Raw genomic sequence first — 23,996 nt, forward strand, 5'->3', positions numbered from 1 at the left:
AGTGTTCATGGAATTGAACACGAGCGGAAAGCTCGGAAATTAGATAAACCTCTTAAGAAATCAGGATTTCTTGTCGGTTTCCTAAATTTCAGTCGCTTTCTGTTCGCTCTTAGTATCTTATATGAACAATACAGAATTTTATGACCGTTTAGGCGTTTCAAAAAACGCATCTCAGGATGAGATTAAGAAAGCCTATCGGAAATTATCAAAGAAATATCACCCAGACATCAATAAAGAACCGGGTGCTGAAGAGAAATACAAGGAAGTCCAAGAGGCCTATGAAACCTTGAGTGATGAGCAAAAACGGGCAGCCTATGACCAATATGGTGCTGCGGGAGCTAACGGAGGCTTCGGCGGTGGAGCTGGCGGTTTTGGTGGCTTTGACGGTTCTAGCTTTGGAGGTTTTGAAGATATTTTTTCTAGCTTCTTTGGTGGGGGTGGTGCAAGTCGCAATCCCAATGCACCTCGTCAAGGAGATGATCTTCAATATCGGGTCAACCTTAAGTTTGAAGAAGCGATTTTTGGTACGGACAAAGAAATTAAATACAATCGTGAGGCTACCTGCCATACTTGTCACGGTTCGGGCGCGAAACCAGGAACTAGCCCAATAACTTGTAGCCGTTGTCACGGATCTGGTGTCATCAATGTGGATACGCAAACCCCACTTGGAATGATGCGTCGTCAAGTCACTTGTGATGTCTGCCATGGGCGTGGACAAGAAATCAAAGACCCTTGCCAAACTTGTCACGGAACAGGGCATGAAAAGCAAGCTCATAGTGTTCATGTTAAAATTCCAGCAGGTGTTGAAACTGGTCAACAAGTTCGCTTATCTGGGCAAGGTGAAGCTGGTTTCAATGGTGGACCTTATGGTGATTTGTATGTCGTCGTTCAGGTGGAATCAAGTGACAAGTTTGAACGGGATGGCTCAACCATTTATTATAAGCTCAATCTCAATTTCGTTCAAGCAGCTTTAGGTGATAGCGTGGAAATACCAACCGTTCACGGTGATGTGGAATTAACCATTCCAGAAGGAACACAAACCGGCAAACGCTTCCGCCTGCGTGGAAAGGGAGCACCGAGCCTTCGTGGCGGCAGCATGGGAGACCAGTATGTCACAGTCAATGTTGTAACACCGACAGGACTTAATGACAAACAAAAAGCAGCGTTGAAAGAGTTCGCAGAAGCTGGTGATATGAAAGTCAATCCAAAGAAAAAGGGTTTCTTTGATAAAATGAAAGATGCCTTTGAGCAATAAGAAAAGAGCAGTTTGACGCTGCTCTTTTATATTATAAGGATAAAATTGTGTGTTTTTCATCTTTGGTGATGACGCGCTTGATACCAGTTGGTTGTGTGGAAACAAGTTTTGCTAGAAAATTTGGGTAGGCTTGATACTCATCCATTCGATCTAGTGGAATCCATTCAACTGTTTCACGAGGAGATAAGCTTGGGAACTGCTGGCCTTTTGACTTCATCAAGTAATAAAAGGAAATTTCATGGCAATTCAGACCAGCTAACTTGCCAGAATTTTGTTGGAAAAAATTTTCGTGAATGAACAGCAATCGATCGATTTCGTAGTCCTGTCCAGTTTCTTCCTTAATTTCTCGAAGAATCGCTTCTTCTGAAGTTTCTCCTAGCTGAACAGCTCCACCTAAAGGATAAAAATAATCCTCGTTTGGATTGGTCATAAAAGCAAGCGCGCCTTCTTCAATAATGACGGCAGCAGTTTTGTAACGAAATCGAGATTTCTTTTTGCAAAAAGTAATATCAGTCATTTATCTTTCCTCCGTATTCTAGTGTAGCATATTTTCAATGAAAACCTGTCCCCGGACAGTTGTGTTTTTAGTTTCTTGTTTTCCAATTTATTTCTTGTTACAATAAACACATGACACGATATAAAGCGATTATTTCTTACGACGGTCATGGCTTTGCTGGTTTTCAGCGGCAACCTCATGCTCGTAGCGTTCAAGAAGAGATTGAAAAGACTTTAACTAAAATCAATAGAGGAAAGCCTGTCATCGTTCATGGAGCTGGACGCACAGACAGTGGCGTTCATGCGCTAGGACAAGTTATTCATTTTGATTTGCCGCAAAAAAGAGATGAAGAAAAGCTGCGCTTTGCGCTAGATACGCAAACACCGGAAGATATTGATTTTATCAGTGTAGAAGAGGTGAATGATAATTTTCATTCTAGGTATTGCAAACACAGCAAGACCTATGAATTTATAGTGGATATCGGGCGTCCTAAAAATCCTATGATGCGCTATTATGCAACCCATTACCCTTATCCGCTTGATTTGAGTTTGATTGAAGAAGCTATTGAAAAGTTAGAAGGAACTCATGATTTTACGGGTTTTACAGCTTCAGGAACTAGTGTGGAAAATAAAGTTCGGACGATTACAAAAGCACGCTTAGACTTTGATGAGAAACGCAACTTTCTGATTTTTACTTTCTCTGGCAATGGCTTCTTGTATAAGCAAATTCGCAATATGGTCGGTACTTTATTGAAAATTGGAAATAAACGAATGCCAGTCGAGCAGATTGATAGAATTTTAACAGAAAAAGATCGTCATTTAGCAGGACCAACAGCAGCCTCGAACGGACTTTATCTAAAGGAGATACGATATGAAGAATAACTTTATTTTAGCTATATCAGGGAATGATATTTTTAGTGGCGGCGGACTGCATGCTGATTTAGCGACTTACACGGTCAACCGACTACATGGTTTTGTGTCAGTGACTTGCTTGACCGCCATGACGGAGCAAGGTTTTGAGATTATTCCTGTAGATACGACAGTCTTTTCTCAGCAGCTCAACTCTCTTAAGAATGTGCCTTTTTCAGCTATTAAATTGGGGCTTTTGCCCAATGTAGAAGTGGCAGATTTGGCTTTGGATTTTGTGAAAGCTCATGCAGAGACTCCTGTTGTGTTAGACCCTGTCTTAGTTTGCAAGGAAAGCCATGATGTGGAGGTTTCGGCACTTCGAGATGAGCTCATCAAGTTTTTCCCTTATACAAACATTATCACGCCTAATTTACCAGAAGCTGAACTCTTGGCTCAAAAAGAATTACGAACAATAGAGGATGTCAAAGAAGCGGCTAGACTTCTCCATTCTTTGGGTGCTAAATCCGTTGTTATCAAAGGAGGAAACCGCTTAGATTCTCAAAAAGCAATAGATGTTTATTATGACGGAGAGCAATTTAAAATTTTGGAATCGCCTGTTTTAGACAAAAATAATATCGGAGCGGGTTGCACCTTTGCTTCCAGCATTGCCGGTCAGCTATTATTAGGGAAGTCAACTTTTGAAGCGGTTCAAAATTCAAAAGAATTTGTTTACCGAGCTATCCAACATTCAGATCAATATGGAGTTGTTCAATATGAAAAAGAATCAGACGCATAAACTTGTCCTTTTATCTATGATTGCTGCTTTGACAGTTGTTTTGGGATATTATTTAAAAATTCCAACGCCAACGGGAATTTTAACTTTTCTTGATACAGGAATTTTCTTTGCCGCCTTTTATTTTGGCAGAAAAGAAGGAGCAATTGTTGGTGGTTTAGCCGGATTTCTTATTGATTTGATTTCGGGTTATCCGCAGTGGATGTTTTTTAGCATGATTTTTCATGGTCTACAAGGTTATTTTGCGGGTTTTAAAGGGAAAAGTCGTTATCTTGGTTTAGTATTGGCGACGCTTGTTATGGTAGGGGGGTATGCTGTTGCTTCCACGATCATGCATGGTTGGGGAGCAGCTTTTCCAGAAATATTTTCTAACTTCTGTCAAAATACTTTAGGAATGATTGTTGGGGTAATCTTGAATAAACTGTTGGTGGATGTTTTGAAAAAATAAAGTAAATAAGGGGTGTTGTGCCCTTTTTACTTTTAAGAATTTCAGTTTGTAAAAGCAATAAAAATCATTTATAATACAATTAAAACGAGGTGAAATCATGAATTTACAAAAACTTAGAGAACAAACACAAACAATTTTAGCAGATGTTTTAGAAAAATCAGTTCTTTCTGCTGGTGATATTTTTGTGATTGGACTTTCTTCCAGTGAGGTGATTGGAGGGCATATTGGAAAAAATTCCAGCCAAGAAGTGGGAGAAGTCATTGTCAAAACCATATTGGATATGTTATCCGAGCGTGGTCTTTACTTAGCTGTTCAAGGCTGCGAACATGTTAATCGAGCCTTGGTTGTGGAGCGAGAGTTGGCTCAAAAACGAAATCTAGAAATTGTCAATGTCTTGCCCACTCTGCATGCCGGTGGAAGCGGGCAGTTAGCTGCTTTTAAATATATGAACGATCCAGTTGAGGTGGAATTTATCACGGCTCAAGCGGGGCTAGATATCGGAGATACGGCGATTGGTATGCATGTTAAACACGTTCAAATCCCAGTTCGACCAATTTTGAGAGAACTCGGAGAAGCGCATGTGACTGCGCTCGCTAGCCGCCCTAAGCTAATCGGTGGAGCACGAGCTGCTTACCAAAAGGATAAAATTCGGAAAGCATAAAGAGCAAAATCAGCAAATGGACGGAAAAATCGTTAAATTTTTCATTAGAAAATTTGTGAAATAACGTGTATTTATGGTATAATTGATTGTATTCAATAAATTTTAAGGAGAAATGACAGAATGTCTGTATCATTTGAAAACAAAGAAACAAATCGCGGAGTTTTGACATTTACAATCAGTCAAGAACAAATCAAGCCAGAATTGGATCGCGTGTTTAACTCAGTTAAGAAAACTCTGAATGTACCAGGTTTCCGTAAAGGTCATCTTCCTCGCCCGGTGTTTAACCAAAAATTTGGGGAAGAAGCTCTTTACCAAGACACACTGAACGCCCTTCTCCCAGCTGCTTATGAAGCTGCAGTTAAAGAAGCAGAAATTGAAGTTGTTGCCCAACCACAATTTGACGTGGCTTCTATGGAAAAAGGTCAAGATTGGACCATTACCGCTGAAGTGGTTACAAAACCTGAAGTAAAATTAGGTGAATATAAAAATCTAGAAGTATCTGTTGATGTCTCTAAAGAAGTATCTGACGCAGATGTAGACGCAAGAATTGAACGTGAGCGCAACAATTTAGCAGAGCTTGTATTGAAAGAAGACAAGGCTGCTAATGGCGACACAGTTGTGATTGATTTTGTTGGAACAGTTGACGGCGTTGAATTTGACGGCGGTAAAGGAGATAACTTCTCACTTGAACTCGGAAGCGGTCAATTCATTCCAGGTTTTGAGGATCAATTGGTTGGACATGCTGCTGGCGAAACAGTAGAAGTAAACGTAACATTCCCAGAAGACTATCAAGCAACAGACCTTGCAGGTAAAGATGCTAAGTTTGTTACAACCATTCATGAAGTCAAAGAAAAAGAAGTTCCAGAACTAGATGATGAACTAGCGAAAGACATTGACGAAGATGTTGAAACACTTGACGAATTAAAAGAAAAATACCGCAAAGAATTAGCTGAATCAAAAGAAATTGCTTTTGATGACGCAGTTGAATCTGCAGCACTTGATCTTGCAGTAGAAAATGCAGAAATCGTTGAGTTGCCAGAAGAAATGGTTCACGAAGAAGTTCATCGCTCTGTGAATGAATTCCTTGGAAACATGCAACGTCAAGGTATTTCACCAGATATGTATTTCCAAATCACTGGTACAACGCAAGAAGACCTTCACAAGCAACATGAAGCTGATGCTGAAAAACGTACTAAAACCAACCTTGTGATTGAAGCTGTTGCGAAAGCAGAAGGATTTGAAGCAAGTGATGAAGACATTGAAGCAGAAATTGCTTCACTTGCCGCTGATTACAGCATGGAAGTAGAGCGCGTTCGTCAACTTCTTTCAGCAGATATGTTGAAACATGATATTGTGATTAAAAAAGCCGTTGAATTGATTACAAGTACTGCAAAAGTAAAATAATCGAACGATAACATAAGGCAAGTTCAGTCGGAAATTCGGCTGAATTGCCTTTTTGCTTCTTTTTTTATAAAAGCGGAAGTCATTTTGGTAAAAATGGTGATTTTCTTGAATAGAGGATAAAATTCTTTTGACGAAAGAAGATTTTTATCGTACAATAAAAAGTAGCGAAAAATTCAATAAATTAAATATTTGAGAGCCAACAGGGCAGAAGCCCTCAGACTTAAAAGGAGATTGACTTTGGAATTAGAAGTATTTGCTGGACAAGAAAAAAGTGAACTTTCTATGATTGAAGTAGCGCGTGCTATCTTAGAAACACGTGGTCGCAATCATGAAATGTATTTTAATGATCTTGTCAATGAAATTCAAAATTACCTTGAAAAATCAAATAGTGATATTCGTGAAGCCTTGCCGCTTTTTTATACAGAGCTAAATGTAGACGGCAGTTTCATTCCTCTTGGAGATAACAAATGGGGCTTGCGTTCATGGTATGCGATTGACGAGGTGGATGAAGAAATTATCACACTTGAAGAAGACGATGAAGAAACTCCGAAGAAACGGAAGAAGAAACGTGTGAACGCCTTTATGGACGGTGATGAAAATGCTATTGATTACAGTGATGATGATCCAGAGGATGAAGACTCATACGAAGCTGATCCTGCTCTAAGTTACGACGAGGACAATCCGGACGACGAGAAGAGTGAAGTTGAAGCGTATGATGCTGAAATCAATGAAATCGCACCTGATGATTTAGGTGAAGAAGTCGAACTCAATGAAGAGGACGAAGATTATTCTGACGATGAAGTAGATGGAGAAGATGAAGAATAGTCAAATTTAATGATGTATTCTTATTTTCTCATTTGACAAAAGTTTTATTCTGCGATATTATAATATCGGGCACTTCTTTTAAGAAGTCGAAGCTCCCTAGCTCTAGGGAGCTATTTTTGTTTTGCTATTCATGAACACGTCTTAAAAAGCAATGGACGTTGTATTTTAGATAAGGAGTATTTATGGCAACAAAATATATTTTTGTTACAGGTGGTGTAGTTAGTTCGATCGGTAAAGGGATTGTGGCAGCAAGTCTTGGTCGTCTCTTGAAAAACCGTGGCCTTAAGGTGACTATTCAAAAGTTTGACCCATATATCAATATTGACCCAGGAACGATGAGTCCTTACCAACACGGGGAAGTGTTTGTGACGGACGACGGTGCAGAGACAGACTTGGATCTGGGGCACTATGAACGCTTTATTGATATTAACCTAAATAAATATTCAAATGTCACAACAGGTAAGATTTATAGTGAAGTTCTTCGAAAAGAGCGTAAAGGTGAGTACCTTGGAGCAACAGTTCAAGTCATTCCACACATTACAGATGCTTTAAAAGAAAAAATTAAGCGTGCTGCAACGACAACAGATTCTGATGTGATTATCACAGAAGTGGGAGGAACTGTTGGAGATATTGAAAGCTTGCCATTCTTAGAAGCGCTTCGTCAAATGAAGGCAGATGTCGGTGCAGATAATGTAATGTATATTCACACGACCTTGCTTCCATATCTTAAGGCAGCTGGGGAAATGAAAACCAAGCCAACTCAACACTCTGTAAAAGAATTGCGTGGTCTGGGTATTCAACCGAATATGCTGGTCATTCGCACCGAAAAGCCAGCCGGTCAAAATATTAAGAATAAATTGGCACAGTTTTGTGATGTAGCACCAGAAGCAGTGATTGAGTCGCTAGATGTGGAACATTTGTATCAAATTCCGCTGAACTTGCAAGCACAAAACATGGATCAAATCGTTTGTGATCACTTGAAGTTGGACGTGCCAGAAGCAGATATGACAGAGTGGTCTGCTATGGTTGATAAAGTCATGAACTTGAAGAAACAAGTAAAAATTGCACTAGTTGGAAAATATGTGGAACTACCAGATGCGTACATCTCTGTTGTAGAAGCTCTCAAGCACTCTGGTTATGCCAACGATGCGGAAATCAAGCTGAATTGGGTCAATGCGAATGATGTCACAACTGAAAATGTCGCCGAATTACTGAAAGATGCAGACGGTATCATTGTGCCGGGTGGCTTTGGTCATCGTGGGACCGAAGGAAAGATTGCGACGATTCAATATGCTCGTGAAAATGATGTGCCAATGCTTGGAATTTGTCTTGGTATGCAGTTGACTTGTGTTGAATTTGCTCGCCATGTGCTGGGATTTGATGATGCTAATTCTTCAGAACTAAATCCAGATACGAAACATCCTGTTATAGATTTGATGCGGGATCAGATTGATGTAGAAGATATGGGAGGGACGCTTCGTTTAGGACTTTATCCGTCTAAGTTGAAACGCGGTTCCAAAGCGGCTGCAGCTTATGACAATCAAGAAGTTGTTCAGCGTCGTCACCGTCACCGTTACGAATTTAACAATGAATTCCGTCAACAATTTGAAGATGCTGGTTTTGTATTCTCAGGAGTTTCACCTGATAATCGTCTGGTGGAAATTGTTGAAATGCCAGAAAATAAATTCTTTGTGGCTTGTCAATACCACCCAGAATTATCTAGCCGTCCTAATCGTCCAGAAGGACTTTATACCGCTTTTGTCACAGCAGCAGTTGAAAATAGTGAGAAATAAGATTGGAAGCAATTCCAGTCTTTTTAGCATTTCTCATAGGAGAAAAATTTGTCAATATGGATGAAAGACAGCATTTTAAAACTAAAGTAAGAAATTTTCTCCTAAAAATGATACAATTTGAATAGTTGATGAGCTCAATAAATAATAAAACGGAGGTGGATCATGATGAAGTTTATACTGAATGAAAGTCTCGCAATGCTTGGGATTAAAAATGTGGTTATTGGCATCGCTAAAAATGTAGATCCACGTGCACCTTTACCTGCTTCATTTTTGAAAAAGCAAAAAGAGATGGAAAAGTGGGCATTGAATTGCGATATCGATGAGGTGTCTGATACTCCAGTCATTCAAGGCTACAAGGATTTATTGCAAAGTGTCGGACGTAGTGTCAAGAAGAATCCTCCTACCGTTTTGGCGCTTATTCGGAATATTCGACATCGTGGATCCATCCCGAATATTAATAGTATTATTGATATTTATAATGTTGAATCTTTACATTCTTTATTAGCCATTGGTGGGCATGATTTGGATAAAATAGCGGGGCAAATTGAATTTACGGTTAGTCAAAAAGAAGATGTTTTTCTACCGATTTTATCTACGGAAAAACACGTTTCACAGACTGATTATGTTTATCGTGATCAAAAAGGAATTTTAGCATGGCTAGATGTTCGTGACGGAGAAAACTATAAATTTGATGACGAGACAAAGAATGCTATTTTTATCATTCAAGGAAATGCTTATACATCTGTGGAAATGCGTTTAGAAGCACTGGAGCGCATTGAGAACGATTTGGCAGAATGTATGCCGAATCTGGATTTTGAAACGTATGTCATTCACCCAGAGGGGAAATAACCTAAAAAGCAATGTATCCATCAATAGGATACGAGAAGTGAGTCCGTTGTTTGAAAGCATTTGGAATACAATCACATTTTTTAGTAAAAGATTTGTTTGAAAATTCTTTACTTTTTATGAAGATATAGTATAATTAGAATATATCATACTTTTCGGAGGTAACTATGAAAAAAAGTAAAATCATCGCAGTTGCGGGGCTAGCTCTTTTAACGTCTGGTCTTTTAGCTGCTTGCTCGGGTTCGAAATCGAGCTCAGCTGAAACAAAATTTGGTTATGTGTATTCTAGTGATCCAGAAACTTTGGATTATGTAACATCAGGAAAAGCAACCACTAGCGATCTTGTGACAAATGGAGTTGACGGATTGTTAGAAAATGACAAATATGGAAATCTTGTACCATCAATGGCTAAGTCATGGACTGTATCAAAAGATGGTTTAACCTATACTTATAAACTTCGTAAGGGTGCCAAATGGTACACATCAGAAGGGGAAGAATACGCAGAAGTTAAAGCGCAAGACTTTGTAACTGGTTTGAAACATGCTGCCGATAAAAAATCTGAGGCGCTTTATTTGGTTCAAAACTCAATTAAAGGTTTAGATGCTTACGTGAATGGTCAAACAAAAGACTTTTCAACGGTAGGTGTGAAAGCAGTTGATGATTATACTGTTCAGTATACATTGAACAAGCCAGAACCATATTGGAATTCTAAGACAACCTCTGCCATTATGTGGCCAATCAATGCCGAATTTTTGAAATCTAAAGGAAATAAATTTGGCCAATCAACAGACCCTAACTCAATCCTTTATAATGGACCATTCTTGATGAAAGCTATCACAGCAAAATCTGCGGTAGAATATGTTAAAAACAAACATTATTGGGATAAAGATAAAGTAAAAGTTGATAGCATTAAACTTGCTTACTATGATGGTCAAGACCAAGACTCATTGGCTCGTAATTTCAAAGATGGGGCATACTCATACGCACGCCTCTTCCCAACAAGTTCAAACTTTGCAACTTTTGAAAAACAATTCAAGGACAATATCTATACAGCAGAAGCAGGCTCTGGAACGGCTGCTTTAGCCCTTAATATTGACCGTCAATCTTACAACCATACGGCTAAGAAAACAGATGAAGAAAAAAATTCAACGAAAAAGGCATTGTTGAACAAAGACTTCCGTCAAGCGCTGAACTTTGCGCTTGACCGCGACTCTTACGCTGCACAAGTCAATGGTAAAGAGGGCGCTGCTAAAGCAATCCGCAATATGTTTGTACCGTCTGACTTTGTCCAAGTTGGAGAAAAATCATTTAGCGATGTTGTAGAAGAAAAATTAGCTAGCTATGGTGATGACTGGAAGGGTGTCAAATTAGCAGATTCACAAAACGGTTTGTACAATCCAGACAAAGCAAAAGCGAAATTTGCAAAAGCAAAAGAAGCTTTGCAAGCTCAAGGTGTGAAATTCCCAATCCATTTAGATGTTCCTACTGTAGAAACTTCTAAGAACTATGTTGCTCGTATGCAATCTTTGAAACAGTCTGTTGAAAAAGTACTTGGTAAAGAAAATGTTGTCATGGACTTGAACATGATGTCAGAAGATGACTTTAACAACGTCACTTACTATGCTCCAAATGCAGCTGGAGAAGACTGGGATATCTCAGGCGCTGTTGGTTGGAATCCCGACTATCAAGATCCATCTACTTATCTTGACATTTTGAAATCAACAGCTTCTGATAATACGAAAACTTGGTTTGGATTTGACTCTGGTAGTGAAAATGCTGGTGCTAAAGCAGTTGGCTTGGATGAATATAATAAATTAGTCGATGAAGCAGGTGCAGAAACAACAGACATTGCAAAACGTTATGAAAAATATGCAGCAGCACAAGCTTGGTTAACAGACAGTTCACTTGTCTTACCAACAATGGCTTCAACAGGTGCCGGAACTTTTGTGTCACGCATTCAACCGTTCTCAGGTGCATTTGCGCAAACAGGTAGTAAAGGTAGCTCAACCTACTTCAAATACATTAAAGTCGGTAACGATACTGTCACTAAGAAAGACTATGAAGCAGCTAAGAAGAAATGGCAAAAAGAAAAAGCCGAGTCTAATAAAAAAGCTCAAGATGAATTAGCTGATCATGTAAAATAATACATTTATAAAAGCAGGTAAAACTCACTTAAAAGTGGGTTTCATCTGCTTTTTTCTATCTATAAAATTGTAAGATTAATATAATCCCTTTGATACTAGGTCTGAAAAATATGTCATAAAATTTAGAAAATTCTATTTACTTTTTACTTTTTGTGTGCTAGAATGTATAAAAATAATGATTTTGGGAGGAATATTCATGAAAAAAAGTAAAGTCATTACCCTTGCAGCGCTAGCCTTGCTTGCAACAGGAACTCTAGCAGCTTGTTCTAGCTCTAAAACAAGCTCTGGGAATAAAACATTCTCATATGTTTATGAGCAGGATCCAGATAATTTGAACTATTTGACAACTGGGAAAGCAGCTACTGCAAATCTTACCAGCAATGTTATTGACGGACTTTTGGAAAATGACCGTTATGGAAATCTAGTTCCTTCTATGGCGAAGGATTGGACCGTCTCTAAAGATGGCTTGACTTATACTTATACACTTCGTAAGGGTGTGAAATGGTACACATCAGAAGGCGAAGAGTATGCAGAGGTTAAGGCACAAGACTTTGTAACGGGCTTAAAATATGCTGCAGACAATAAATCTGATGCTATTTACTTGGTGCAAGATTCTGTTAAAGGCTTGGATGCTTACATGAAAGGTGAAAATAAAGATTTCTCTTCTGTCGGTATCAAAGCAGTCGATGATTACACGGTTCAATACACTCTTAATCGACCAGAAAGTTTTTGGAACTCAAAAACAACAATGGGTGTTCTAGCACCAGTTAATGCAGAATTTTTGAAATCAAAAGGCAATAAATTTGCACAAGCAACAGATCCATCTAGTCTTCTTTATAATGGACCATACTTGCTAAAATCTATCACAGCAAAATCATCTGTCGAATTTGCGAAAAATCCAAACTATTGGGATAAGAAAAATGTGCACATTGATAACATCAAGTTGTCTTACTATGATGGTCAAGACCAGGACAAACTTGCTAAAGGATTTAGCGATGGTTCATTTACTAATGCCAAAGTATTTCCAACAAGTCCAAGTTATGCTTCTGTCAGCAAGAAATACAAAGATAACATCGTTTATACTCCGCAAGATGCAACGACTTACCTAGTAGCTACAAACATTGACCGTCAATCTTACAAACATACTTCAAAGACAACAGATGCTCAAAAGACTTCTACTAAGAAAGCTTTGCTAAATAAAGACTTCCGTCAAGCCATTACATTTGCATTTGACCGCACAGCTTATGCATCACAAGTAAATGGTAAAGATGGTGCAACGAAGATGCTTCGTAACCTCTTTGTACCACCAACGTTTGTTCAAACAGATGACAAGAGCTTTGGAGAATTAGTCAAAGAAAAATTAGTCGGCTACGATGAAAGTTGGAAAGATGTCAACTTAAATGATGCGCAAGACGGACTTTACAATCCAACCAAAGCCAAGGAAAAATTAGCCAAAGCTAAAGCGGCGCTTCAAGCAGACGGCGTTCAATTCCCAATCCACATTGATATGCCAGTTGACCAAACAGCGACTAATAAAGTTCAACGCGTACAATCATTGAAGCAATCAATTGAAAAGAATCTTGGTAAAGAAAATGTTGTGATTGATATTCAACAAATGTCTAAAGACGACGTGAATAATATCACTTACTTTGCCGAATCTGCAGCGGCAGAAGATTGGGATCTTTCTGATAATGTTGGTTGGAGTCCAGACTTCCAAGACCCATCTACCTATCTTGATGTTATCAAACCTTCAAGCGGTGAAAGCACTAAGACTTATCTAGGATTTGATGCAGGCACGAATAACGCTGCTGCAGCACAAGTTGGTATGAACGAATATGAAAAATTACTGAATGAGGCTGAAAAAGAAACCACTAATACGAATGCACGTTATGAAAAATATGCTGCAGCACAAGCTTGGTTGACAGATAATGCTTTGGTTATTCCGACAACAACCTTGACTGGTCGTCCAATTCTTTCTCGCACAGTGCCATTTACTAATCCATTTGCTTGGTCAGGAAACAAAGGGAATAGTGAAATCATTCTATATAAATATCTTGAACTCCAAGATGAGCCTGTTACACAAGATCAGTACAAGAAAGCTATGACTAAATGGAATAAAGAGCGATCAAAATCTAATAAAAAAGCTCAAGAAGAACTTGCAGATCATGTTAAATAATTGAAAAAAATTAGAAAAAATTTAACAGAAAAACAAAAAAGGTTCATTTATGATAAAAATATTCTGACAATTGATTTTACAATTGACAAGAATTATGATATAATTTTAAACAATCAGTTTAAAAATTGAAGGTATTCTAAAATTGAAAATAGGTATTTGTCGTAGGTATGGCATTTCTCTAACTCTTCCTTCGGTCTTGGCTGACAGGTTATGTTTAATAACTTAACCATAGTTATTAAAGTGGAATATCTGATGTGACTCATGCTGAATCATTAAAATAAAAAAGAATTAGCAGATCATGTAAAATAAACTTCTCATCAGAACTTTCTCTAACAGGAGGGAAAGTTCTTTTGGGATTTTAAAGGAAACGGTAAATGAAGAAATATATTTTTATGCGTATCTTACGCTCTTTAGTATCTATTTTCATGGTAACAACGCTGACTTACACCATTATCTATACTATGGTGCCTAGGAAGTTGATTTTCAAACAGGACCCGAACTATAACAAAATAGCGACAACTCCTGATAAAAAAGCCAATTACGAAAATACGATTTTTGAGCGTATGGGTTACATTGACTACTATGATACGAAGGAATTGCAAGAAAAAGCTAGTAAAGAGAATTCCTCTGTAACAGTAGAACCTACTAATGAAAATAAAAAAATCTATGAAGCTTACATCAAAAAGCTGGGACGCGGTTGGAAATTGCAGCAATTTAAAGAAAGCAAGCAATTTTATGCAACTCGTGAAGTTCCAGTCTATGAACGCGTTCTTGGTTTCTATGGTAATTTGATTCAAATTGATCATACCGGTGCTGTGAAAGATGCTTCTAATCCGAACTTGAAGCGATATATTCGCATTGAAAACGATCCTGCTATTGGTTGGTCTGTTGTTGGTTCTGGAACGAAACATAAATATTTATTGTACTTCAATAGTCAGTTTCCATATATCCACCAAAATTTTGTGAGATTAAATCTGGGAATCTCCTATCCAACCTATGCCAATCTTCCTGTTTTACAGGTTATTTCACAAGGGCAAGGTCAAACAAAAACATCAGAAGTTCAATTCCCAACAGGAAAGAAAACTTCATCTGTTAATATTTATACGCGTACATATAAGTCTCCAAAACAAGCTGATGCACGCGATGTTGCTAATTACGGAAAAGATGACCCTTATACGGCAACAGAGAGCAATTATCAATATCCATCGATGATTGTGAGCTCTTCTATTGTTGGTTTGATTGGATTGGCTTTGTCTTACTTAATTGCCGTTCCACTTGGATCTTATATGGCTCGCTTTAAAAATACGTTATTTGATAGTATTTCAACCGGTGCATTGACTTTCTTGATGTCACTGCCAACTATTGCTTTAGTTTATATCATTCGGCTGATTGGTTCAGCGATTGGCTTGCCTGATTCATTCCCTATTTTGGGAGCAGGTGATTGGCGCTCTTATGTGCTGCCGGCAGTCATTCTTGGACTCTTGAGTGCGCCTTGGACAGCCGTTTGGATTCGTCGTTATATGATTGACTTGCAATCACAAGATTTTGTTCGTTTTGCACGTGCAAAAGGTCTTTCTGAAAAAGAAATTTCAAATAAACATATTTTCAAAAATGCCATGGTGCCACTTGTATCCAGCATTCCAAACTCAGTTATTGGGGTTATTACAGGTGCAACTTTGACTGAAACAGTCTTCGCTTTCCCTGGTATGGGTAAGATGTTGATTGACTCTGTTAAAGCTTCAAATAACTCTATGGTCGTTGGTCTTGTCTTTATCTTTACATGTCTTTCTATCTTCGCTCTTCTATTGGGTGATATTCTGATGACAGTACTTGACCCACGTATTAAATTAACATCAAAAGGAGGTAAATAATGGCTACAATTGATAAGACTAAGTTCCAATTTGTCAAACGCGATGATTTTGCCTCTGAAACGATTGATGCTCCAGCCTATTCTTACTGGAAATCAGTTATGCGTCAGTTCCTAAAAAAGAAATCAACAGTTATCATGTTGGGAATTTTGGTCGCTATTATTTTGATGAGTTTCATTTATCCGATTTTCTCAGATTTTGACTTTAACGATGTCAGCAAGGTGAATGATTTCGGTGCGCGTTATATTAAACCAAATGGTCAATATTGGTTTGGTACAGATAGCAACGGGAAATCCCTTTTTGACGGAGTATGGTTTGGAGCTCGTAACTCTATCCTCATTTCTGTCATTGCAACTGTGATTAACTTAGTTATTGGTATTGTGATTGGTGGTATCTGGGGAATTTCCAAAACCGTTGACCGTATCATGATGGAAGTGTACAATATCATTTCTAACATCCCATCTCTCTTGATTGTCATTGTCTTGACTTATTCAATTGGTGCTGGTTTCTGGAACTTGATTTTTGCTATGACCATCACAGGTTGGGTTGGGATTGCTTATACGATTCGTATCCAAATCATGCGTTATCGCGACTTGGAATATAACCTTGCCAGCCGAACTTTGGGTACGCCAACACTGAAAATCATTGTAAAAAATATCATGCCACAATTGGTTTCTGTTATTGTGACCACGGCTTCACAACTGCTGCCAAGTTTCATTTCTTATGAAGCATTTCTATCGTTCTTTGGTTTGGGGCTTCCTGTCACAGTACCAAGTTTGGGACGGTTAATTTCAGATTATTCACAAAACGTGACAACAAATGCGTATCTTTTCTGGATTCCATTGACAACCTTGATTTTGGTTTCCCTCTCATTATTCGTTGTCGGTCAAAACTTAGCGGATGCTAGTGATCCACGTACACATAGATAGGAGTAAATATGACACAAGAAAAAAATGTAATATTGACTGCTCGCGATATTGTCGTGGAATTTGACGTTCGTGATAAAGTCTTAACAGCCATTCGTGGTGTTTCGCTTGAACTCATCGAAGGTGAAGTTCTTGCTCTCGTTGGAGAGTCAGGGTCTGGTAAGTCTGTTTTGACAAAGACATTTACAGGAATGTTAGAGGAAAATGGTCGAGTTGCTCAAGGAACGATTGATTACCGCGGACAAGATTTGACAAAATTGAAGTCTAATAAAGATTGGGAACCTATACGCGGTGTTAAAATTGCGACAATCTTCCAAGATCCGATGACGAGTTTGGACCCTATTAACACAATTGGTAGCCAAATTACAGAAGTGATTATCAAGCATCAAAAGAAAACGCCAAAAGAAGCAAAAGAAATGGCTGTTGACTATATGAATAAGGTCGGCATTCCTGATGCTGAAAAGCGTTTTAATGAATACCCATTCCAATATTCAGGAGGAATGCGTCAACGGATTGTTATCGCTATTGCGCTTGCTTGTCGACCTGATATCCTTATCTGTGATGAACCAACGACAGCGCTTGACGTTACGATTCAGGCACAAATCATTGATTTGTTGAAATCTTTGCAACACGAGTATGAATTCACAACTATTTTTATCACCCACGACCTGGGAGTGGTAGCAAGTATTGCAGATAAGGTTGCGGTTATGTATGCTGGTGAAATCGTTGAATACGGAACAGTAGAAGAAGTCTTTTACGATCCACGTCATCCTTACACTTGGAGTTTGTTATCTAGTCTGCCTCAGTTGGCAGATGATAAGGGTGAGTTGTATTCAATTCCTGGAACGCCGCCATCTCTTTATTCACATTTACAAGGAGATGCATTTGCCTTGCGTTCAGATTATGCGATGGAAATTGATTTTGAGGAAAAACCGCCTCAAATCTATGTGTCAGATACGCATTGGGCAAAAACATGGTTGCTTCATGAAAATGCTCCAAAAGTGAATAAACCTGCTGTTATTGATGATTTGCACGAAAAAATTAGCTTAAAAATGGGCTTTGCCCATTTAGACGCCTAGGAGGAAGGAAATGCCTGAAAAATTAGTAGAAGTTAAAGATTTGGAAATTTCCTTCGGTGAGGGAAGCAAGAAATTTGTTGCTGTTAAAAATGCTAATTTCTTTATCAATAAAGGAGAAACGTTTTCACTTGTAGGAGAATCTGGTTCTGGTAAAACGACAATTGGTCGTGCGATTATTGGTTTAAATGATACGAGTCATGGAGAGATTTTCTTTGAAGGGAAAAAAATCAATGGCAAAAAATCAAAAGAAGAAGAGTCAGAAATCATTCGTAAAATTCAAATGATTTTCCAAGACCCTGCTGCTAGTTTGAATGAACGTGCGACAGTTGATTATATCATTTCGGAAGGCTTGTATAATTTCCACTTATTTAAAGATGAAGAAGAACGCAAGAAAAAAGTGAAAGATATTATTCATGAAGTTGGATTGTTATCAGAGCATTTAACGCGTTACCCGCATGAATTTTCTGGTGGTCAACGTCAGCGGATTGGGATTGCTCGTGCGCTTGTTATGGAACCAGATTTTGTCATTGCCGATGAGCCGATTTCAGCTTTGGACGTATCTGTGCGGGCGCAAGTTTTAAACCTACTGAAAAAATTCCAAAAAGAATTAGGTTTGACTTATCTCTTTATTGCTCACGATTTATCGGTTGTACGCTTCATTTCAGATCGTATTGCGGTTATTTATAAGGGTGTGATTGTCGAAGTAGCTGAAACAGAAGAACTCTTTAACAATCCAATTCATCCTTATACTCAGTCTTTATTATCAGCTGTGCCAATTCCAGACCCAATCTTGGAACGGAAGAAAGTGTTGAAAGTCTATGATGCTAATCAACATGATTATTCAACGGATAAGCCAGAAATGGTCGAAATTCGTCCTGGACACTTTGTGTGGGCTAATAAAGCAGAAGTTGAAAAATATAAAAAAGAATTATAACATCATTCTTTGACTTTGATAGAATCTTAAAAATCACTTTAGAAGTTATCTAGAGTGATTTTTAAATTCATGTTATCTTTTTCTGGATGTTTCCATTTTAAACTGTGCTATACTAGATATGATAGAAAAGAGGAGTAATAGGATGTATCAATTGATTGTATTTGATATGGATGGAACACTTTTGACTAGTAAAAAAACAATTGCAAAAAGCAGCGTTGAAGCAATTGAGAGAGCTCAAGATGCTGGTAAACAAGTTGTACTTTCAACAGGATGTTCTTTGTCAGAAGTGATTCCTTATTGAGATGATTTGCACGGGATTCGCTATGCTATTCTTGCAAGTAGTGCATTGATTTATGATTTGGAGGCCAAATGCGTTTTAGCCAAGCAAACCTTGCCTGCTTTAGCAGTGGATAAGGTGAAGGCGATAGCAGAAGCTCAAGATTTGATACTGGTTTGTATGATTGACGGACAAGGCTATCTTCAAAAATCACATTTTGAGAATATTGCTAACTACTATATGGAAATCTATACTGAACTTTATGATAAAACAGCTATCTTGGTGGATAATATTTACGATTTGTTAGTGAAGGAAAGAGAACATTTTGACAAAATCAATATTTATCACTTTACGGCAAGGGATCGAGATCAATCTTATGAAACTTTATTGTCTGAAAAAATAACAATGATAAAAGCATGATTCGCGAAGCAGGTTTTGGTGTTGCTATGGGAAATGCCAATGAGAATATCAAAAATTTAGCAGATATTGTTGTGGCAGACAACGACCACGGTGGCTGTGCGCAGGCTATTGATGATGTGCTTCTGGCAGAAAAATATAAAGACAACGAATAGACACTAAAACCCACTTAAGTATTGAGAAATCTTAAGTGGGTTTTCACTATCTTACAGAATTAAATACTCTTTCCTGAAGAGAGGTGCACGGGAAGAAAGTAGCCGGTTGTCACAACTTCTTCACCAGCAATTTTTCGGAGCAACAAATCTACCAGCAAACAAGCTATATCTTTCAATGGTTGCTGTATGGTGGCTAGTTGGGGATAGTAGTTTTCTACAAAATAAGTTCCGTCGTAGCCAATGACTTTTAGCTCCTCTGGAATTTTGATTTCCAATTCTTGAGCGACTTTCATGATTAAAATGGCTGTCAGATCATCTGAAGCAAAAATGGCATCAGGTTTTCTATGTTTTAAAATATTTTTGATTTCCATTTCTTTGCGAATAGGAGAGAAGTCACTTGATACATTGATAATTGGTGCATCAGGTAGAATGGAAGCAAAACCTGCATGGCGGAGACCTGTCGGGGAGTTTGAATTATCATTTCCGGTAATCATAATGATATTTTGGGCACCGGATTTGACCAAGGTTTCTGCAGCCAAGACACCACCAGCATAGTTGTCCGAAGATACAACAGGAATGGAAGGGGATAAGTTGCGGTCAAAAGAGATAATGGGAGCTGTTACACGGTCATAATCAGAGATGCCTAAGTTGTGGCTACCTGAGATAATGCCATCCACTTGATTGGCTTCTAGCATCTCCAGATACTCTTTTTCCTTACTTGAATTGTGCTCGCTATTGCAGATGATTGTCTTGTAGCCTCTTTTGAATAACTCATGCTCTAATTTGTCAATGAGTTCGGCATAAAAAATGTGACTGATATTTGGGAAAATCAATCCAATCAGTTTAGCGGATTTTCCTTGTAAGCTACGAGCGAGATTATTGGGCTTGTATCCCAATTCGCGCATGGCCTCATTGACTTTTGTAATCGTTTTTTCTGAGAGGTAGCCTTTTTTGTTAATTACACGAGATACAGTGGTTGGGCTGACTCCAGCAATTTTTGCAACATCAGTTAACTTCGCGACCATAATCTAATTCATAGTAAGTTCCAGTTGGATTTCCCTCGCTGATAAAAATACCGTTTTGGTTTTCATGAGGGAAAACGCGACCTGAAAATACTTTTTCTCCTTTGTTAATAAAAATTTCAAAAACTGACTTATCAATGAAGATAGTAGCAGTTGTAGCTTGGTTTTCAATCGTACAACTACGAACAGTACCAAATTCAAGAGCGTATTGCTCACCGGCTTGACTACGGTCAACTGTTACTTGACCATTTTTGATGTCAAAGCAAATGCGTAGCCCCTTATGCTCTTGATCTGCAAAAAGGACAATCTCAGCTTGTGAATCGGTTGTAAATTCTAGTTCTAATTCATAGCAGTTCTTTGTTTGCGCTTGGTTAGCAAACGTTTGGATATTATCTGTGCGTAAGGATGTGATAGCTGGGACAGGGTATTGATAGAGTTTACCGTCTTTTAGGGTTAATTCTTTGACCAAAGAGAATGTTCCTTGGTGGTCGAAACGGTCAGATGGATAAGCGATATCTGGCAAACCCAGCCAGCTGACAGCTAAGGCACGGCCATCTGGAGCATTGAAAGCTTGAGTGGCGTAGCATTCAAATCCATAATCTAAATTTTGCAGAGGACTAGGTTCAACAATTGCTACTTTCTTTGTGTCAAACGATTGACCTATTTTATACATATTTGGATAAATATTGTCATAAGGGACAATTTCTTTTGATAAACCTTGAGGACAGTAGAGCAAAACAGGCTTCTCATCAATAAAGACAAGATTTGGGCACTCCATCATGTAGGCGGTGTTATCATTTTCAAAGTGTAAATTACCGACTTCTTCCCAGTTTGTATAGTCATTGTCAACCGCTTTATAAAGCTTGATATAGCCTTTTTTGTCAAGGTTTTGTCCCCCAACAATGGCATAAAATTGTCCGTGGTAGTTAAAAATCTGAGGATCACGAAAATGATCTGTAGTATCCTTAGGTTGTTCAATCAATACTTTGTTTAGTTTTTGAATATGTCCGTCTTTGTCCAGCAAAGCACCGATTTGGTAAGGGTGACGAACCCAATTCTCATCACGGACATTCCCAGTATAGAATAGGAAAAGTTTGTCGTCAAACTGCATAGCAGAGCCAGAGTAAGCGCCGTGACTGTCTAATGGGGTGTCTGGCAGAACACGAACACCGGTTTCTGTGAAGTGTACGAGGTCATTACTTTCCAGTTGTACCCAGGACTTGAGCCCATGAGTTGCACCAAATGGAAAATTTTGATAGAAGGCAATCCATTTTCCGTCAAAATAGGAAAAACCATTTGGGTCATTCAGCAGTCCCGTATCAGGCTCTACGTGGTAGGTAGCACGCCAAGGTGATGTAGCGATTTTATTTTTTATCTGTTGGATTTCGTTTTCAGTCCATTGTTCATAGCGTTTGTAACGTTGTTCAGTAGTCCAAGCCAATCTTTTGTCCTCCGAGATAATTTTCTTACTTATATAGTAAACGTTTTCTCTTGAAAAATCAACTTTTTAATAGAAAAAAATTAAATTTCTGCAAAACGCTTGACATATTTTGAAATCATGTTAAAATAATAGTCGTAGGAGCGATTAAATCGCTTTCATAAATTTTAATTATTTTCAATAAGGAGATGCAAATGGAAAATAAGGACATTGCAAAAGCAGTCATTGAGGCCATTGGCGGACGTGACAATGTAAGTAGTGTTGCTCACTGTGCGACCCGTCTGCGTGTCATGGTCAAAGATGAAGCTAAGATTGATAAAGACAGAGTTGAGAATCTTGAAAAGGTTCAGGGAGCTTTCTTTAACTCAGGTCAATATCAAATTATCTTTGGTACTGGTACAGTGAATAAAATCTATGATGAAGTGGTAGCGCTTGGTTTGCCTACATCTTCAACTGGTGAGCAAAAAGCAGAAGCAGCTAAAAAGGGAAATTGGTTCCAACGTGCCGTTCGTACATTTGGTGACGTATTTGTGCCAATCCTGCCAGCAATCGTAGCAACAGGTCTCTTCATGGGGATTCGTGGTGCGATTAATAATGATACGATTCTTGGGTTATTTGGAACAACTTCAAAAGCCTTTGCTGCGTCAGACTTCTATACTTACACAGTTGTGTTGACAGATACAGCATTTGCCTTCTTCCCAGCTTTGATTTCTTGGTCAGCTTTCCGTGTATTCGGTGGGAATCCAGTGATCGGTATTGTACTTGGTTTGATGTTGGTAAATACCGCTCTTCCAAATGCTTGGGATGTAGCTTCTGGTGCTGCAAAGCCAATCATGTTCTTTGGTTTCATTCCAGTAGTTGGTTATCAAAACTCAGTATTGCCAGCCTTCTTCATTGGACTACTTGGTGCGAAACTTGAAAAATGGTTGCATAAGAAAATTCCAGATGTGCTTGATTTGCTTGTTGTACCATTCTTGACCTTCCTTGTGATGTCAGTTCTTGGGCTCTTTGTCATTGGTCCGATCTTCCACTCACTTGAAAATGTCATTCTTGCTGCAACAAAAGCTATTCTTGCTTTGCCGTTTGGTTTAGCTGGCCTCATCCTTGGTGGTGTACATCAGCTTATCGTGGTAACCGGTGTTCACCATATCTTCAACTTACTAGAAGCGCAATTGATTGCAAATGAAGGAAAAGATGCCTTTAATGCGATCATCACGGCTGCTATGACTGCCCAAGCGGGTGCAACTCTTGCAGTTGGTGTAAAAACAAAATCTAAAAAACTAAAAGCTCTTGCATTCCCAGCTGCTCTCTCTGCAGGTCTTGGAATTACTGAACCAGCTATTTTCGGGGTAAACTTACGTTATGGTAAACCATTTGTACTTGGTCTTGTTGCCGGTGCTGCTGGTGGTTGGTTAGCTTCTATTCTTGGACTTGCTGGTACTGGATTTGGTATTACTATTATCCCAGGTACACTTCTCTATCTGAATGGGCAAGTTCTTCAATATATCTTCATGGTACTTGTAACTACTGGTCTTGGATTTGGTTTGACTTACGCATTTGGTTACAAAGATGCTGAAGAAGAAGTGACTGAAGCAAAAGAAGTAGTAGAAGCTAATGAAGCAGCCGCACCAGTCCTTTCTGATGAAACAATTGTTTCTCCAATCGTTGGTCAAATGGTTGACTTGAAAGATGTCAATGACCCAGTATTCTCTAGCGGTGCTATGGGACAAGGAGTTGCGGTAAAACCTAGTGAAGGTGTTGTGTATGCTCCTGCGGATGCAGAAGTGACAATTGCATTTGCAACTGGTCACGCTTACGGCTTGAAAACGGCAAATGGTGCTGAAATCTTGATTCACGTAGGTATTGACACAGTTTCTATGAACGGTGACGGATTTGATCAAAAAGTTGCTCAAGGTGATAAGGTGAAAGCTGGCGATGTTCTTGGAACCTTTGACACTGCTAAAATCGCAGCTACTGGTCTGGATGACACAACTATGGTGATTGTTACCAACACAGCTGATTATGCTTCTGTTATTCCTGTTGCAGAAGGTGTAGTAGCGAAAGGCGATGCTGTGATTGAGCTGAAAGCCTAACCTTGTAATGTAATAAGAGGCTGAACAAAAAGTTCAGCTTCTTCACTTTTAGTTAACAAAACACATTAACACAGCGGTTGATTGTTTTCTTTGCTCGC

At 38.7% G+C, this 23,996-nt stretch carries 19 protein-coding genes and 1 pseudogene; 17 read left to right on the top strand and 3 right to left on the bottom strand.

Going from position 1 to position 23,996, the window contains the following annotated elements; genetic code table 11:
- The first annotated feature begins 121 nt into the window (after positions 1–121).
- The gene (gene dnaJ / locus ACOMA9_RS07275; protein ID WP_003039670.1) at positions 122–1,255 is read left to right on the top strand and encodes a molecular chaperone DnaJ; all 1,134 of its coding nucleotides are present in this window, start codon (positions 122–124) and stop codon (positions 1,253–1,255) included.
- 31 nt (positions 1,256–1,286) lie between these two features.
- Here the strand turns inward: dnaJ and ACOMA9_RS07280 are convergent, their stop codons facing one another.
- On the bottom strand, positions 1,287–1,772 hold the full coding sequence (locus ACOMA9_RS07280; RefSeq protein ID WP_049534469.1) for an NUDIX hydrolase: 486 nt from the start codon (positions 1,770–1,772) through the stop codon (positions 1,287–1,289).
- A gap of 110 nt (positions 1,773–1,882) precedes the next feature.
- On the opposite strand from ACOMA9_RS07280, the gene truA reads away from it, so the two are divergent.
- From truA to ACOMA9_RS07355, 15 genes and pseudogenes are all read left to right on the top strand, one after another.
- Positions 1,883–2,632, top strand: a complete 750-nt coding sequence (gene truA, locus ACOMA9_RS07285; protein ID WP_049534468.1) for a tRNA pseudouridine(38-40) synthase TruA — start codon at positions 1,883–1,885, stop codon at positions 2,630–2,632.
- Positions 2,622–3,395, top strand: a complete 774-nt coding sequence (locus ACOMA9_RS07290; protein WP_330945227.1) for a bifunctional hydroxymethylpyrimidine kinase/phosphomethylpyrimidine kinase — start codon at positions 2,622–2,624, stop codon at positions 3,393–3,395. The genes truA and ACOMA9_RS07290 overlap by 11 nt, the downstream gene beginning before the upstream one ends.
- Positions 3,373–3,840: an ECF transporter S component gene (locus tag ACOMA9_RS07295; RefSeq protein ID WP_037619444.1), complete on the top strand. Its 468-nt coding sequence runs from the start codon at positions 3,373–3,375 to the stop codon at positions 3,838–3,840. The genes ACOMA9_RS07290 and ACOMA9_RS07295 overlap by 23 nt, the downstream gene beginning before the upstream one ends.
- A gap of 97 nt (positions 3,841–3,937) precedes the next feature.
- The gene (locus tag ACOMA9_RS07300; RefSeq protein WP_049534455.1) at positions 3,938–4,501 is read left to right on the top strand and encodes a TIGR01440 family protein; all 564 of its coding nucleotides are present in this window, start codon (positions 3,938–3,940) and stop codon (positions 4,499–4,501) included.
- Between the two features lie 120 nt (positions 4,502–4,621).
- Complete coding sequence (gene tig, locus ACOMA9_RS07305; protein WP_049534453.1) at positions 4,622–5,905, top strand: trigger factor; 1,284 nt, start codon at positions 4,622–4,624, stop codon at positions 5,903–5,905.
- A gap of 237 nt (positions 5,906–6,142) precedes the next feature.
- Positions 6,143–6,730 carry a DNA-directed RNA polymerase subunit delta gene (gene rpoE, locus ACOMA9_RS07310; protein WP_003031757.1) on the top strand — a complete coding sequence of 196 codons (588 nt, stop codon included), beginning with the start codon at positions 6,143–6,145 and terminating at the stop codon, positions 6,728–6,730.
- Between the two features lie 182 nt (positions 6,731–6,912).
- On the top strand, positions 6,913–8,523 hold the full coding sequence (locus ACOMA9_RS07315; protein ID WP_059221467.1) for a CTP synthase: 1,611 nt from the start codon (positions 6,913–6,915) through the stop codon (positions 8,521–8,523).
- Positions 8,524–8,685: 162 nt separating this feature from the next.
- Positions 8,686–9,372, top strand: a complete 687-nt coding sequence (locus ACOMA9_RS07320) for a B3/B4 domain-containing protein (protein WP_247937061.1) — start codon at positions 8,686–8,688, stop codon at positions 9,370–9,372.
- Positions 9,373–9,536: 164 nt separating this feature from the next.
- On the top strand, positions 9,537–11,513 hold the full coding sequence (locus ACOMA9_RS07325) for a peptide ABC transporter substrate-binding protein (RefSeq protein WP_330945225.1): 1,977 nt from the start codon (positions 9,537–9,539) through the stop codon (positions 11,511–11,513).
- 196 nt (positions 11,514–11,709) lie between these two features.
- On the top strand, positions 11,710–13,689 hold the full coding sequence (locus ACOMA9_RS07330; RefSeq protein WP_330945224.1) for a peptide ABC transporter substrate-binding protein: 1,980 nt from the start codon (positions 11,710–11,712) through the stop codon (positions 13,687–13,689).
- A 374-nt stretch (positions 13,690–14,063) separates the two neighbouring features.
- The gene (locus ACOMA9_RS07335) at positions 14,064–15,560 is read left to right on the top strand and encodes an ABC transporter permease (RefSeq protein ID WP_003039606.1); all 1,497 of its coding nucleotides are present in this window, start codon (positions 14,064–14,066) and stop codon (positions 15,558–15,560) included.
- Positions 15,560–16,486, top strand: a complete 927-nt coding sequence (gene oppC, locus ACOMA9_RS07340; protein ID WP_003026180.1) for an oligopeptide ABC transporter permease OppC — start codon at positions 15,560–15,562, stop codon at positions 16,484–16,486. Before ACOMA9_RS07335 ends, oppC begins: the two co-directional genes overlap by 1 nt.
- 8 nt (positions 16,487–16,494) lie before the next feature.
- Positions 16,495–17,562, top strand: a complete 1,068-nt coding sequence (locus tag ACOMA9_RS07345) for an ABC transporter ATP-binding protein (protein ID WP_330945223.1) — start codon at positions 16,495–16,497, stop codon at positions 17,560–17,562.
- 10 nt (positions 17,563–17,572) lie between these two features.
- Positions 17,573–18,496: an ATP-binding cassette domain-containing protein gene (locus ACOMA9_RS07350; protein ID WP_003026175.1), complete on the top strand. Its 924-nt coding sequence runs from the start codon at positions 17,573–17,575 to the stop codon at positions 18,494–18,496.
- A 142-nt stretch (positions 18,497–18,638) separates the two neighbouring features.
- A pseudogene (locus ACOMA9_RS07355) lies at positions 18,639–19,345 on the top strand (HAD hydrolase family protein).
- Between the two features lie 59 nt (positions 19,346–19,404).
- Here ACOMA9_RS07355 and ACOMA9_RS07360 read toward each other — a convergent pair.
- Together ACOMA9_RS07360 and ACOMA9_RS07365 are read right to left on the bottom strand one after the other, a co-directional pair.
- Positions 19,405–20,370: a LacI family DNA-binding transcriptional regulator gene (locus ACOMA9_RS07360; RefSeq protein ID WP_117644842.1), complete on the bottom strand. Its 966-nt coding sequence runs from the start codon at positions 20,368–20,370 to the stop codon at positions 19,405–19,407.
- The gene (locus ACOMA9_RS07365) at positions 20,351–21,808 is read right to left on the bottom strand and encodes a sucrose-6-phosphate hydrolase (RefSeq protein WP_421425072.1); all 1,458 of its coding nucleotides are present in this window, start codon (positions 21,806–21,808) and stop codon (positions 20,351–20,353) included. Before ACOMA9_RS07365 ends, ACOMA9_RS07360 begins: the two co-directional genes overlap by 20 nt.
- Before the next feature lie 191 nt (positions 21,809–21,999).
- Here ACOMA9_RS07365 and ACOMA9_RS07370 point away from each other — a divergent pair, with 191 nt between their 5' ends.
- On the top strand, positions 22,000–23,898 hold the full coding sequence (locus tag ACOMA9_RS07370) for a sucrose-specific PTS transporter subunit IIBC (RefSeq protein ID WP_059221460.1): 1,899 nt from the start codon (positions 22,000–22,002) through the stop codon (positions 23,896–23,898).
- The last annotated feature ends 98 nt before the right edge of the window (positions 23,899–23,996 follow it).

This window comes from Streptococcus atopicus (assembly GCF_049166725.1).
Lineage (GTDB): Bacteria > Bacillota > Bacilli > Lactobacillales > Streptococcaceae > Streptococcus > Streptococcus hominis.

Excerpts from the sequence above, each read along its gene's own strand:
- dnaJ (WP_003039670.1), top strand. The coding sequence starts at position 122 with ATGAACAATACAGAATTTTATGACCGTTTAGGCGTTTCAAAAAACGCA.
- ACOMA9_RS07280 (WP_049534469.1), bottom strand. The coding sequence starts at position 1,772 with ATGACTGATATTACTTTTTGCAAAAAGAAATCTCGATTTCGTTACAAA.
- truA (WP_049534468.1), top strand. The coding sequence starts at position 1,883 with ATGACACGATATAAAGCGATTATTTCTTACGACGGTCATGGCTTTGCT.
- ACOMA9_RS07290 (WP_330945227.1), top strand. The coding sequence starts at position 2,622 with ATGAAGAATAACTTTATTTTAGCTATATCAGGGAATGATATTTTTAGT.
- ACOMA9_RS07295 (WP_037619444.1), top strand. The coding sequence starts at position 3,373 with ATGAAAAAGAATCAGACGCATAAACTTGTCCTTTTATCTATGATTGCT.
- ACOMA9_RS07300 (WP_049534455.1), top strand. The coding sequence starts at position 3,938 with ATGAATTTACAAAAACTTAGAGAACAAACACAAACAATTTTAGCAGAT.
- tig (WP_049534453.1), top strand. The coding sequence starts at position 4,622 with ATGTCTGTATCATTTGAAAACAAAGAAACAAATCGCGGAGTTTTGACA.
- ACOMA9_RS07315 (WP_059221467.1), top strand. The coding sequence starts at position 6,913 with ATGGCAACAAAATATATTTTTGTTACAGGTGGTGTAGTTAGTTCGATC.
- ACOMA9_RS07320 (WP_247937061.1), top strand. The coding sequence starts at position 8,686 with ATGATGAAGTTTATACTGAATGAAAGTCTCGCAATGCTTGGGATTAAA.
- ACOMA9_RS07325 (WP_330945225.1), top strand. The coding sequence starts at position 9,537 with ATGAAAAAAAGTAAAATCATCGCAGTTGCGGGGCTAGCTCTTTTAACG.
- ACOMA9_RS07330 (WP_330945224.1), top strand. The coding sequence starts at position 11,710 with ATGAAAAAAAGTAAAGTCATTACCCTTGCAGCGCTAGCCTTGCTTGCA.
- ACOMA9_RS07335 (WP_003039606.1), top strand. The coding sequence starts at position 14,064 with ATGAAGAAATATATTTTTATGCGTATCTTACGCTCTTTAGTATCTATT.
- oppC (WP_003026180.1), top strand. The coding sequence starts at position 15,560 with ATGGCTACAATTGATAAGACTAAGTTCCAATTTGTCAAACGCGATGAT.
- ACOMA9_RS07345 (WP_330945223.1), top strand. The coding sequence starts at position 16,495 with ATGACACAAGAAAAAAATGTAATATTGACTGCTCGCGATATTGTCGTG.
- ACOMA9_RS07350 (WP_003026175.1), top strand. The coding sequence starts at position 17,573 with ATGCCTGAAAAATTAGTAGAAGTTAAAGATTTGGAAATTTCCTTCGGT.
- ACOMA9_RS07360 (WP_117644842.1), bottom strand. The coding sequence starts at position 20,370 with ATGGTCGCGAAGTTAACTGATGTTGCAAAAATTGCTGGAGTCAGCCCA.
- ACOMA9_RS07370 (WP_059221460.1), top strand. The coding sequence starts at position 22,000 with ATGGAAAATAAGGACATTGCAAAAGCAGTCATTGAGGCCATTGGCGGA.